11 protein-coding genes and 1 tRNA gene are annotated in these 13095 nt (G+C 46.4%); 5 read left to right on the top strand and 7 right to left on the bottom strand.

The genetic code is table 11. The features are described 5' to 3' along the window. Positions 1 to 42: 42 nt before the first annotated feature. Complete coding sequence (locus R7E38_RS08525) at positions 43 to 1251, bottom strand: NupC/NupG family nucleoside CNT transporter (protein WP_017635515.1); 1209 nt, start codon at positions 1249 to 1251, stop codon at positions 43 to 45. 559 nt (positions 1252 to 1810) lie between these two features. On the opposite strand from R7E38_RS08525, the gene R7E38_RS08530 reads away from it, so the two are divergent. Both R7E38_RS08530 and R7E38_RS08535 read left to right on the top strand, forming a co-directional pair. Continuing rightward, positions 1811 to 1894: transfer RNA gene (locus R7E38_RS08530), tRNA-Leu, on the top strand. A gap of 32 nt (positions 1895 to 1926) precedes the next feature. Continuing rightward, positions 1927 to 2538, top strand: coding sequence for a DUF2913 family protein (locus tag R7E38_RS08535; RefSeq protein WP_054574504.1), 612 nt, complete (start codon positions 1927 to 1929; stop codon positions 2536 to 2538). A gap of 78 nt (positions 2539 to 2616) precedes the next feature. Here the strand turns inward: R7E38_RS08535 and R7E38_RS08540 are convergent, their stop codons facing one another. Together R7E38_RS08540 and R7E38_RS08545 are read right to left on the bottom strand one after the other, a co-directional pair. Continuing rightward, complete coding sequence (locus tag R7E38_RS08540) at positions 2617 to 4017, bottom strand: tryptophanase (protein WP_054728609.1); 1401 nt, start codon at positions 4015 to 4017, stop codon at positions 2617 to 2619. Between the two features lie 298 nt (positions 4018 to 4315). Further along, positions 4316 to 5560: an NADH:ubiquinone reductase (Na(+)-transporting) subunit B gene (locus R7E38_RS08545; RefSeq protein WP_047102825.1), complete on the bottom strand. Its 1245-nt coding sequence runs from the start codon at positions 5558 to 5560 to the stop codon at positions 4316 to 4318. Positions 5561 to 5719: 159 nt separating this feature from the next. Between R7E38_RS08545 and R7E38_RS08550 the strand changes: the two genes are divergently transcribed. From R7E38_RS08550 to R7E38_RS08560, 3 genes are all read left to right on the top strand, one after another. Beyond that, positions 5720 to 7108 (top strand): cytochrome ubiquinol oxidase subunit I, encoded by a 1389-nt coding sequence (locus tag R7E38_RS08550; protein WP_054579216.1) that lies wholly within the window; start codon positions 5720 to 5722, stop codon positions 7106 to 7108. A 10-nt stretch (positions 7109 to 7118) separates the two neighbouring features. Continuing rightward, complete coding sequence (gene cydB / locus R7E38_RS08555; protein WP_226083320.1) at positions 7119 to 8117, top strand: cytochrome d ubiquinol oxidase subunit II; 999 nt, start codon at positions 7119 to 7121, stop codon at positions 8115 to 8117. A 174-nt stretch (positions 8118 to 8291) separates the two neighbouring features. Beyond that, positions 8292 to 8684 carry a hypothetical protein gene (locus tag R7E38_RS08560; protein ID WP_053349385.1) on the top strand — a complete coding sequence of 131 codons (393 nt, stop codon included), beginning with the start codon at positions 8292 to 8294 and terminating at the stop codon, positions 8682 to 8684. Between the two features lie 46 nt (positions 8685 to 8730). Here the strand turns inward: R7E38_RS08560 and R7E38_RS08565 are convergent, their stop codons facing one another. The 4 genes from R7E38_RS08565 to R7E38_RS08580 all read right to left on the bottom strand — a co-directional run bounded on the left by R7E38_RS08565 (position 8731) and on the right by R7E38_RS08580 (position 13036). Next, on the bottom strand, positions 8731 to 9213 hold the full coding sequence (locus R7E38_RS08565; RefSeq protein WP_033906248.1) for a hypothetical protein: 483 nt from the start codon (positions 9211 to 9213) through the stop codon (positions 8731 to 8733). Further along, positions 9210 to 9527, bottom strand: a complete 318-nt coding sequence (locus R7E38_RS08570; protein ID WP_033906247.1) for a GrpB family protein — start codon at positions 9525 to 9527, stop codon at positions 9210 to 9212. Before R7E38_RS08570 ends, R7E38_RS08565 begins: the two co-directional genes overlap by 4 nt. Positions 9528 to 9671: 144 nt before the next feature. Then, positions 9672 to 10904, bottom strand: a complete 1233-nt coding sequence (lhgO, locus tag R7E38_RS08575; protein WP_053349387.1) for an L-2-hydroxyglutarate oxidase — start codon at positions 10902 to 10904, stop codon at positions 9672 to 9674. Positions 10905 to 10912: 8 nt separating this feature from the next. After that, the gene (locus R7E38_RS08580) at positions 10913 to 13036 is read right to left on the bottom strand and encodes a TRAP transporter permease (RefSeq protein ID WP_226083315.1); all 2124 of its coding nucleotides are present in this window, start codon (positions 13034 to 13036) and stop codon (positions 10913 to 10915) included. Positions 13037 to 13095 lie beyond the last annotated feature (59 nt).

A 13095-nucleotide genomic window follows, 5' to 3' on the forward strand; every position in this document is an offset into this window, starting at 1 on the left:
CCGCCATTTAGGCGGGTTTTTAGTGTGTATCTTCAATCTAAATTAGAGAGAGATAAAAATGCCCGCTAAGCACGCACTCATCAGGTTAGCGAGTGTACCAGCAGCAACCGCTTTTAGGCCTAGACTTGCAACATCTTTGCGGCGCTCAGGTGCCATCACGCCGATAGAACCCAACTGAATCGCAATTGAGCCAATGTTCGCAAAACCACACAACGCAAAAGTGATAATAATTTGAGTATGCTCAGACAGTGTCGCTTTGTGCTGCACAAAATCGATAAACGCAACAAACTCATTCATCACCACTTTCTGACCAATGTATGAACCCGCAGCTAGAATTTCGTGGCTTGGCACACCAATCAACCACGCTAGAGGTGCAAACAAATAACCAAAAATCGCTTGTAGCGTTACGCCAGAGAAACCAAGTATCTCGCCCAAGTTTTCTAGCCCCGTGTTCACCATCGCGATAACACTCACGAAAGCGATAAGCATGGTACCAACAGCAACGGCAACTTTCATACCGCCCATGGCACCGCTTGCTAGCGCATCAATAACGTTACTTTCTTCTGATTTATCTAGCTCAATATTGTTGTAATCGCTTGGCGTTTGACGCTCAGGAACGATGATTTTTGCCATCATCAAACTACCTGGTGCTGCCATAAAGCTTGCCGCGATCAAGTATTTGAGGTCGACACCCAAACCAGCATAACCACCAAGCACACTGCCCGCCACTGAAGCCATACCACCAGCCATCACGGCAAACAGTTCAGAGCGAGTCATGTTAGAAAGAAATGGACGAATAAGAAGTGGTGACTCGCCTTGAGATAAGAAAATGTTCCCTGTTGCAACCAAAGACTCTGCTTTACTCGTACCCAAGAACTTCTGGATAGCGCCGCCAATAAATTGAATCACTTTTTGCATAATGCCCAAATAGTAAAGGGCGGAGATAAGAGCACTGAAGAAGATGATGATAGGAAGGACACGGATAGCGAAGATAAAGCCAGAAGAAGCGAGGTCACCAAAGAGGAATTTAATCCCTTCATCAGCAAAGCTGAGTAGCCCCGCGACACCATTACTTAAACTCGCCAGCGCCGCTTGACCCAACGGGAAATAGAGCACCAAAGCAGCAAACCCCATTTGTAGCATCAAGGCGCGAGATACAGTTTTCCAATTAATGGAAGAACGACCCTCAGAAAGTAGGAAAGCACAACCTAGCAGTGCAACAATACCAAATAGACTAAATAGAACACTCATGAGCTGGACCTACTAAACGTTGAAAAAGAAAAAAGAGCCAAAGGAATTGGCAGAAGAAAGGGACAACGCAGCGAGTGATAACTCACTTTTAGATCCAGAATGTAGACAGAACGAATAGTTCGACATCTTATTTTTACCTTATACAAGCAATTGAACGTAGCTGGTCCGGTCCGTGGGGTCATTCACTGCTGGCGAGCATGTTGCTTGGCCTGCTCCATGTGACGGCTTGTATGGGTAAGGGTCCTGAACAACTAAACCCTAATTCCCGCTTAAACGGGACGCAAGTATAGCCAACAAAAAGAGATATTCATCACATTTATTTACGCAAACGTTCAAGCGTTCAAAATTTAGGCAAAAGCACTCTTTTATCGTCATACCATTAGTAAAAGTAAGGAAATGAGGATAGGCGTTGATGGTAAAAAACATAAAAGTGACCAATAAATATGCAATCAAACTCGAAAGAGCCAAAATTCGTCATTTTGCTCTCGCCAACAGGTGGATTTTGGTTATAATTCGCGTTGCTTCTTTCGAGGCCTCTGAGTATTCAGAGCATCATGATGCCGAGATGGTGAAATTGGTAGACACGCTAGCATGAGGTGCTAGTGCCTTTGGTGTGAGGGTTCGAGTCCCTCTCTCGGCACCATTATCCTTCTTCCCTAATTTTGTTCGAGTGTAATGCAAAGTTCTAAGCAGGCAAGACAGTCTACAGATGCTAATCAACTTCTGAGTGAGCTTGCGGTTCACGCTTTATTACACCTGCACTTTAAAATTCACGCGTCCTCGCATGGCCTATCCCTTAAAGAACGTAATGACTTACTTCAGAAATGGCTGAAACCAAAACTGAAGAGTAATCGCTATAAGCTGATTAAAAAGCCGTTAAAGTCTTTGACTCAGCAGGCAAAAGGTGAGAACGGAAACCTGGAAGCATTACTCGAGCGCTGCGTCGGTGCAGACAAACCCAGCAACCCTCAACCCGATCTAGATAGCTACTTGCTGCTGATCAACGAGATTGAGAAGAAACTGGGGACTACCGTGTTATTATCTCGACCGGAAGACGTCGACTTATCTCACGACCAACACGGCTGTTTGCTGTGTGTGCTTTCTGAGAACTTAAATCAGCACTTTGATGGCAATAACGCCCTAATCGCTCCTATTTCGATGCTGTTCCGCGGACCAATGAGTCAACGCTCACTTTTCCTTGGCAGCATTTACGCCAGTGGTACCTTCAATTATGAAGTGCAGTATCAAGACGACCAGTTCGTTCGCATCACGTTAGAGTTAGCCTAACTGTAACGCTAAGAAATAAACGAATCGAAAAAGGCCGCGAAACTCGCGGCCTTTTGCTTATCTAGATTTAAACTTGAGTTAATCGATCTCTTTAAATCGAGCAGTAAAGTGGCGCAGCACTGGTGGCTCGTACTCGAAAGTGAGCCCTTTTAACTCATGTGCACGATTTTTCAGTTCGATAATCGCATCCGCAATGTAATCCATATGATCGTTTGTGTAGACACGACGTGGAATGGTCAAACGCATCAACTCAAGCTCTGACACTTTTTGTTTACCCGTTTCCGGATCTCGACCAAGCAGCAACGATCCTATCTCTACTGCTCGAATACCCGCTTCCAAGTACAAAGCATTACACAATACCTGCGCAGGAAACTGATCCTCTGGAATATGTGGCAAAATCTTAGCGGCATCCACAAACACCGCATGACCACCCGTTGGGTATTGAATCGGAATACCGCCTTCACGTAAGCGCTCACCTAAGTATTGAACTTGGCTAATTCTATAGTGAAGAAAATCCTCATCCGCGGCTTCATACAAACCGCGAGCGAGCGCTTCCATATCACGCCCAGCCATGCCGCCGTATGTTACAAATCCTTCCATGGGTACGCAGCGCGTCTGCACCGCCTGGAACAACTCCTTATGATCACGAATACAACACATGCCACCAATGTTTACCATCGGGTCTTTCTTAGCTGACATGGTGAGCATATCACCGTACTGGTACATCTCACGGATGATTTCCAGAATCGATTTATTCTCGTAACCCGCTTCACGCTGCTTGATAAAGTAGGCGTTCTCACAGTAACGAGCCGAGTCAATCACCACTGGAATATCGTACTTGGTTGCAATCTCGTACACACTGCGCATGTTTTCCATCGACACAGGCTGACCACCGGAGCTATTACAAGTAATCGTGGTGATAATTGCACAAATGTTATGCGAACCGTGCGCTTCAATTGTTGCCACCAGCTTATCGATATCAAAATTGCCCTTCCAATCATAAGGCGTAGTGGTGTCGAATGCTTCTTCCGTTACCACGTTAATCGCTTTACCGCCATTGAGTTCAATGTGACCCGCTGTGGTATCAAAATGGTAGTTCGAGATAAATACTGGCGTTTCGCCACCACGCACCTGACGCATACGCTCAATCAAAGCTGGGAACAAAATTTGCTCGGCACCACGCCCTTGGTGTGCAGGCACGGTGAGCTTATAACCGAAGAAGTGCTCCACTGCATCACACAGGTTGTAGTAATTTCGACTCCCCGCATAGGATTCATCCCCCATCATGATACCAGCCCACTGATTATCACTCATGGCACCAGTGCCTGAGTCAGTCAGCAAATCGATATAAACATCATCACTACGAAGAAGAAATGGATTATAGCCCGCTTCTTTTAACGCGACTTCACGGTCTGCCAAAGTCGTCATTTTGATTGGCTCAACCATTTTGATACGGAAAGGTTCTGGAATACGTTTCATTGTTAATTTCCTTATACGCATTGCCCTACGCAGTTTCACGTAAGACTAAAAAACAAATAGATAGAATGCTTTTCAATGCGATTGCATTGAGGAAATCAACGAGAAGAGATTTTACTAAGAAGAGACAAGCAGTAGTCTAGGTTATACCAGAACGACAGCACCAAACGGCTATCGAGAATATCCTTTATTCTCATCGTCTTCGTCCTCCTGATAAAAATAAAAAGTCAGAAACCCCATGTCTCTGACCTTTTCAATATAGTGCAGTTTTCAATCAATTTTCAGTGAGGTCACCCTCATTTTAAGAAGGTCTCGCCCTTTTCATTCTGCGTTTGATATTACTTTCTTTGACTAGGTAATCGAAAAGTGGCGCGAATAAGTTAGCAAATAGAATCGCTAACATGATGCCTTCTGGATAAGCCGGGTTCAGCACTCGGATAAAAATCGTCATCACGCCGATTAATAGTCCGTATGCCCATTTCCCGTTATTGGTAAAAGCTGCCGAGACAGGGTCTGTCGCCATAAAGAAGGTACCAAACGCAACCCCACCAATCACGAAGTGCCAGTAGAACGGCATGGAGAACATGGGGTTAGAGTCTGAACCGATCGCATTCAATAGTAATGAAGCTCCGATTAAACCGACCAACACGCCCGCAACAATTCTCCACGATGCAATCTTCATAAAGATGAGAACCAAGCCTGTTAGTGCGATCAACAACGTGGAGACTTCACCCATCGAGCCTGGTAAATTACCAACAAAAGCATCTCCCCATGAAATTGGCTCTCCCGTCATATTATTTATCAAAGCACTTTGCCCTCCTTCATACCATTGGCTAAGTGGAGTAGCGCCAGAGTAACCATCAGCCGCGACCCACACGGCACCACCGGACATGTTGGCAGGATAGGCAAAGTATAAGAACGCGCGCCCTGCTAAAGCTGGATTTAGGAAGTTTCGTCCAGTACCACCGAAAATCTCCTTCGCCACAACAATACCGAAAGTGATACCTAAAGCCGCTTGCCATAGTGGAATTGTCGGAGGAAGGATCAGCGCAAAGAGTATAGAGCTGACAAAAAAGCCTTCATTTACCTCATGCTTTCGCACAATAGCAAACAGAACTTCCCAGAAACCACCAACGATAAACACCGTCGCATAAACCGGGAGAAAGTAAGTAGCACCAAGCCACATTTTACTTCCCCACCCCGCTTGTGAAACCGCATCTAACGAGCCCCATACCCAACTCAGTTGCCATGAAGAAACAAGCGCTTGCTGAGCTGAGGCTTGATCCATTCCATACAACAAGGCATCACTCGCTTGCTGGCCTATGTTGTACATACCCCAGAACATGGCAGGGAAGACCGCCAACCACACCATGATCATAATACGTTTTAAATCGATGCTATCTCGAACGTGAGTCATGCCCTGGTTTACCTTACCAGGCGTGTAAAAAATGGTTTCGACAGCTTCGAAAAGTGGGTAGAACTTGTGATACTTCCCACCTGGACCAAACTTAGGTGTCGCTTTCTCAAAGTAATGTTTAAGGCTCATAACGCTCCTCCTTTATCTAAAAGATGGTACGCACATGTGTAAAAAGCGATCGTTTTTTAATCTCTTCGTCTTCCTTCTTCGTATTTCACCTTGTTCGCCACTCTTCTGTCTCCTCTTTAAATCCGGCGAACAGTTTATCCAACGAAAAAGGGACCGCTCATGGACACACTCGCCATTGACCTAGCTAGATTCCAATTTGCCTTTACTGTCTCTTTCCACATTATTTTTCCAGCGTTTACGATTGGTTTGGCAAGTTATCTCGCTGTATTAGAGGGCTTGTACTTAAAAACGGGCAACAAACAGTACATGCAAATCTATAAGTACTGGCTCAAAATCTTTGCCATCAGTTTTGGTATGGGTGTGGTGAGTGGCATCGTGTTGAGCTATCAATTCGGTACTAACTGGAGCGTGTTTGCCGACAAAACAGGCCCAATCCTGGGCCCGCTAATGGGTTATGAAGTTTTTACTGCGTTTTTCCTCGAAGCGGGGTTTTTAGGCGTGATGCTTTTCGGTATGGATAAGGTGGGTAAGAAGCTTCACTTCGCCGCGACTTGTATTGTTGCATTCGGGACGTTTTTGTCTGCGTTTTGGATACTTTCGGTTAATAGTTGGATGCAAACACCAGCGGGCTACAGTATCAACGAAGCCGGACAGTTTATCCCAGAAGACTGGTGGGCGATTGTCTTCAACCCTTCCTTCCCTTACCGGCTCGTTCATATGTTGCTCGCCGCTTACCTTACTACTGCCTTTGTTGTAGCCGGCGTTGCCGCTTATCACTTACTAAAAGCAAACCATAACCCTCTAGCCAGAATTATGTTCTCGATGGCAATGTGGATGGCTGCCATCGTGACACCAATTCAAATCGTTGCTGGAGACATGCATGGTTTAAACACCCTTGAACATCAACCCGCCAAAGTCGCCGCGATGGAAGGGCACTATGAGTCTCACCAAGGCGCGCCATTGATCCTCTTCGGTATCCCTAACGATGAAGAAAAACGCATGGAATACGCACTGGAAATCCCCAAACTCGGTAGTTTGATTTTAACTCATGACCTCAACGGTGAAGTGAAGGGATTAGATGCTTTTCCAGAGGAGGAACACCCTCCTGTCTCTATCGTTTTCTGGTCTTTCCGAGTCATGGTCGCGCTTGGTTTTGGCATGCTTGTTATTGGTTTGTGGAGCCTTTGGCTAAGAACACGTCGCAAACTTTTTGATTCGAGGGCACTTCAACGTATTTGTGTGCTGTTTGCCCCAGCGGGGTTCATTGCAGTTTTAGCAGGCTGGATAACTACCGAAGTAGGTCGACAGCCTTACACCGTATACGGTCTTTTAACCACAGCCAATTCGGCATCGCCTATTGATGCCGCCGCGGTGAGCGTCTCCCTGACGGCGTTCATCGTGGTTTACTTTGTGGTTTTTGGAGCTGGCTTCTTCTATCTCCTACGTTTGATGCGCAAGTCTCCAACTCGATATGAAGAAGGTCTAGATAGCCGACTTCCTGATGGCACGAAAACTGATGCCATCACACATTCTAACCATCTAACCTAGGAGCTAACTCATGGATTACGCATTAATTTGGTACGCTTTGATTGGGCTCGCCGTTCTGATTTATGTCGTGTTAGATGGCTTTGATCTCGGTATTGGTATCCTATTCCTCAGCGCTAATGACGATGAAGAGCGCGACATGATGATGAACAGCATCGCTCCTGTTTGGGATGGGAATGAAACTTGGCTAGTTCTTGGCGGTGGTGGGCTTTTTGCCGTGTTCCCCCTCGCCTACGCGGTCATTATGCCAGCACTCTATGCTCCTCTGATTTTAATGCTGCTCGGATTAATTCTGCGCGGGGTTTCTTTTGAGTATCGCTTCCGAACACAACGCGGAAAGTTTTTATGGGATAGCGCTTTTTTCATTGGTTCACTCACCGCAGCATTGATGCAAGGCATTATGCTCGGAACCCTGCTCCAAGGTATAGAGGTTAGTGAACGAGCATACGCAGGTGGATGGTTTGATTGGCTTTCACCATTTAGCGTATTTTGTAGCTTGGCGCTTGTTTGTGCTTATATTCTGCTCGGTTCATGCTGGTTATTAATCAAGCTTCCAGAAGAGCTGATGGGGCGCTATTACGTGGTCGCGCGACGATGGGGGCTAGCGATGGTAGCCTGTATATTCATCGCCAGTTTGTGGCTGCCATTGAGCCAAAATATCGTATTTGAACGTTGGTTCTCATTACCAAACTCGCTACTGTTTTTCATTTTACCAATTATTGCAGCGGCACTTATTTGGCAGTTATTCAAAGCCTTACTCGACCACAAAGCCGTCCGAGCCTACGTTCTTGCGATCGGCCTGTTTCTTGTGTCCGCGATGGGTTTCGGTGTCAGTACATTCCCTTACTTGGTCCCATTCGCACTCACTTATCAAGACGTCGCCGCGCCAGACAAAAGTTTGGCATTTTTACTTGCCGGTGCGGTGGTATTACTTCCTCTGATCATAGCCTACACGGCTTATTCGTACTGGGTGTTCCGCGGCAAGATGAAACGTGGAGAAGGATATCACTGATGAAACTAAAGCCCATTTTGTGGTTCATTGGCATTTGGCTGGCAAGCGTGGTCGCCTTGTTTATCATCAGTTCGTTGATACGAACTGCGATATTGTAGGCCCAGAGTCGACTGCACCACATCTGAAGCCATTGAGGTCTATACTCAAGCAAGAGTAAAACAACGGAGTGTTTTTATGACCTTAAAGCGGTTTCTGGTAACTTTGATTCCTTTGACGGTTCCACTGTTTTCACCAAATGCATTGGCCGTAGACAAGCAGATGTCATCCGCCATGAAAAGTAAAATGCGGTCTATTTGCTCCGCAACAGACGAGCAGGGCCATTGGCAACTTGCTGAAGCAACTCCTGACGCCAGACGCTCACTCAACATGGTGCTTTATCAAATGAATGCCGATGATAAATTGAAAGCAATTCATGAGGTGAGAACGAAAATGGTCGGCGGCACCCATTATGCGTTTGAGTTCGAGTTGCAAGATGGTCAAGTCTGGAATGCAATTGTATTGCACAGTGCCCGAGGCGATTACATGATCGAAAGACACGCAAAGAAAGGCGAACTCTGCCCTAAATAGCAATAGACACTACGACTCTACAGCCGACACAATAAAGTCGACTGATTCAGTCGCCTTTATTGTTGGTATGTTTAGGTATCGCTTCAAAAGCTTGGGAAAAGTAATAGCTTTCAACCTGAGGCCTAACTAAATCACAAGCTAACCCAAGGTCATCATTTTTTGTGAAAGGTAAATGTTCTGATAGAACCTCTTTTGACTTTTTATCAACCGTTTTAAAAGATTCAATAATTCTTAGAGGAACGTGAAACTGATGATCTCTCACGAGAAAGAAATAGTATTGGAGATGCTCGCCATATGTCGCAGCGTTATTAATCTCGCTACCAATTTTCACAGCTTCAACACGACTGCCTTCACAATCAAATTTAAACACATTGGTAATTTCTGCTTCCATAGAGCCTGGTACATAAACGATATAGCCAGCACTGAGCTCATGACCAATTAATACATAGCTCTCGTCGCGCTCATGCAGTTGATACGCAAAAGAATGAAATGCACTACAAAGTAAAATGAATCCAAGCCGTTTCTTCATTTTGTCTTCAACTCATCTATGACTTTACGTACGAAGTTTGCCTTAGCATCCGTATATTTTTCGATGGTAATTTCAGCTTGTTCCATCAAAGAAAGTTTTAGAGAAACATGAGGAAAGTGCGCAATACCTAGTACCATATCGATAATAGGTTTGGCAGGCATATCCAAAATGGCAGTACTGCCAATATGCTCGATTTGAGTTGACATCATCTCCGTCACTAACGCCAGTTCAGATCGGCTGCGTGCAAAATCCTGTCGACATGCAGGATCATGCTTAACAACACCTACGTTGTAGTTGGCTAAACCTAGTTTCATCCATCCCTCTCCTAATAAATCCAAATATCATAAGAAGGAAATTATCCAATCACCAAAGTAAAAGCCAAACTTCCGGCACACCCGACACTAATTACTCAACAAATAGAGTCATCTCTGGTGTACTTTTGGTTTGGCTTTCTACTGTTAAACCGTCTCGGTTTTCGCCTCTATCTTCTCATTCACCTTATCGCAAATGTACTCCCCAATCGGCATTGCAGATGTCGCTGCTGGAGAGGGGGCGTTGCAAACGTGCAGGCTTCTTGCGCTCTCTGCAAACAAAAAGTCATGAACCAAGGTTCCGTCGGATAACACCGCTTGCGCGCGAATACCCGCAGGATATGGTTTGAGGTCTTCGACCTTGATGCTTGGGCAGTACTTATTGACCAGTTTGAGATAGCCCGGCTTCCACCACGAGTTCTTGAACTCATCCAATCCGGTTTTTAGATGCTTTTGTGTTACCTTCCAGAAACCGGAGAAGCTCAGCATTTGCATGGTATCTTGCAAGCTGAAGTTAACCTTGTCGTACCCTTCTCGCTTCCAGCCTTGCACCGCATTTGGACCTACGGTCACACTGCCATCAATCATGCGAGTCAGGTGGACGCCCAAGAATGGCAAATCAGGGTCGGGAATTGGATAAATAAGATGATTCACCACTCGGTCGTGTTTGCTATCTAAGCGGTAGTATTCACCACGATAAGGGATGATCTGAAAGTCAGTTGGAATACCCATCATCTTAGTCATGCGATCCGCCATCAAGCCGCTGCAAGTAACCAAGAACTTGGTATTAAGTTGCATGGTTTGCCCGTCTGAAATGCAGGTCAGTTGAACTTCTTCATCCTTCTCTTCGGCAGCCACCACTTTGGTTCGCAGACTGATTTGACCGCCAAGCTTTTTGAACTCTTCCGCCATCTGCTCAGTGACCAAACGATAGTCCACAATACTGGTGGTTTTGACATAAATCGCGCCCAATCCCGTGATGTTTGGTTCAGCCAGTTTAAGTTGGACTTCATCGAGTAGCTTTACGTCGATGCCGTTGACATGGCAGCGCTCATAGAGGGCATTCATGCGCTCGACTTCTTGCTCATTGGTCGCAACCAGTAACTTGCCACAGTTCTCCACCGGAATATCGTGCTCGGCGCAGAAAGAAATGGTTCGCTCTACCCCGCGCTTACAAAAGTCCGCCTTTAAGCTGCCCGGCGCGTAGTACACCCCGGCATGAATCACGCCGCTATTGTGTCCGGTTTGATGCTGGGCAAAACCGGACTCTTTCTCAACCAATAAAATGGATTTGTCTGGATGACGTTGCTGTAGTTGCCATGCTGTCGACACACCAACGATACCGCCACCAACAATGATGTAGTCATAGACTGATTTCATACGACCTCTTATAAAACCGATAGTTGAGATTGTTGCAATTTGAACTTGCGACCACTGTAAATGAACACCGCGACAAATACCGCGCAGCTTGCCACACGAACCAACATTGGGATGTCGTGCCAAACCAGCAAAGTACCTACCACTACCAACAAGAGACGCGTCAGAATGTTTAGAGGACCTTCCAAGTAGCCTTCAATCGCACCAATCAATGCATAGGTACCGATGATGGCAAAGAAGCCCACGGTAATTACCGACGTCACATCCCAACTGACTAAGCCTGTGTAAGCAATCAACAGCGGGACAAGATACAAACCTTTGGCGATTTTCCACGCCATCAAACCGGTGCGCATTGGCGGTGTTTTTGCGATGGTTGCCGCAGCAAAGGCGGTCAAACACACTGGGGGTGTAACGTTACTGTCTTGCGATAACCAGAAGATGATGAGGTGAGCAGCCAGCAATGCCAAACCTACCGCTTCCATACCCAAACTTTGCTCTAGTAGGGTTTCCATAAAGTCCGCAGGCACTAGCGCCACCATTTCTTTCGCGGTTTCCAACGCCATTGGTGCATTAAGCAGTTCCAGCTTTTCTGGCGCCGCCAACATGAAGATCGCTTTTGCTTGTTCAGGCAATTGACCTGACACCATCAATTCAAGCAGTTGGTTTTCCGCAATCAACTTGTAAAGCGCAGGGGCAGACAGTGTGCCCAATACAATATACGCCGCTGTCACGGGTAAACCCATCCCCAAAACAAGAGAAGCAAGCGCAATCAGAACGATCATGATGAACAAGTCGCCATTCGCCCAACCGTCGATCATCAATGAGAACGTGTTGCCGATGCCCGTGGTGCTGATCACGTTGATCACCAAACCAATACCCACCAGCAATACGGCGGTTGTCGCCATATTTTTCGCACCTTGTGATAGCGCTTCGATGATCGCTTTTGGTCCCATCTTATGATCTTTCGAGAACCAAGAAGCCACCACCACAGAAATGATCGACAAGCCCGCAGCGTAAGTTGGCGTAAAGCCTTGAACCAACAAAGTAACCAACACCGCCAGCGGGATAAGATTGTGCCAACCGCTGATCAACACTTTCAGTAGAGACTCATCGCTGGTCGTGATTTTTTGCACGCCGCTGCGTTTGGCTTCGATACGCACAAAGAACGCCACAGACAAGAAATAGATAAGAGCAGGAATGAAAGAAACGGCAATAATATCAACATAAGGAATTTGCGTGTAAGACGCCATGATGAAAGCACCCGCGCCCATCACTGGTGGCATCAACTGACCACCTGTCGACGCCGCAGCTTCAACCCCCGCCGCAAAGCGTGAAGGGAAACCTGCTTTTTGCATCAAAGGAATACTGATAACACCGGTGGAAACCGTATTTGCCACACTTGAGCCAGATACTGAGCCCATCAATCCCGAGCCAATCACTGCTATAAAACCGGGACCACCGATGATTTTACCAGCCGCAGCACGTGCCACATTGATGATGTAATCACCGACACCAGAGCGCACAAGAAACGCACCAAACAGAATGAACATGAATACGAAAGTCCAACTGATGCGCGAGATAGAACCAAACATGCCCTCAGAAGAATAGAAGCTACGGTAGAGCAAGGTTTCCATGCTCAAACCCGGGAAATGGAAAATACCTGTCGCCCACTCACCCCAAAGCACAACGTAACTCAGACACACCACAATCAGCACAGGAATAAACCAGCCCATGGTGCGTCGGATCAGCTCAATCACAATCAGGATTGCCATGATGGCGAAGACCCAATCGCTGGTCACGAACTTCACGCCACGTTCGTACAGCGCATCTTCGGCATAGGGAATGTAGAGCAAACACGCGACCGCGCCCATAGCAATTAACACATCGATGCCGAGTGCAAGCTTACTCTGCTTGAGAGAGATATGAGCCGGATACCAAAGCGCACAAATCACCGCAAAGCCAGCAAAGTGGGTCGCGGAAATCCATAACTCTGGTAACGTCGATAAGGTATTAAACCAAATGTGCAAAGCAGACAACACCACGCCAAACACTGTGATTGTGGTGGTTACCCACGGAAAATCAGTGCGCGTGGGCAGCTCAAACTTCTGCAATTCCTTTTCTATTGAGTCGCTCATCTCATACTCCAAGCTCTGGTGGCTTTTTCCATCTTAGAAATCGGTAGGGATAAAATGCC

This window comes from Vibrio sp. Vb2131 (assembly GCF_033338535.1).
In the GTDB taxonomy this organism is placed as follows: domain Bacteria; phylum Pseudomonadota; class Gammaproteobacteria; order Enterobacterales; family Vibrionaceae; genus Vibrio; species Vibrio alginolyticus.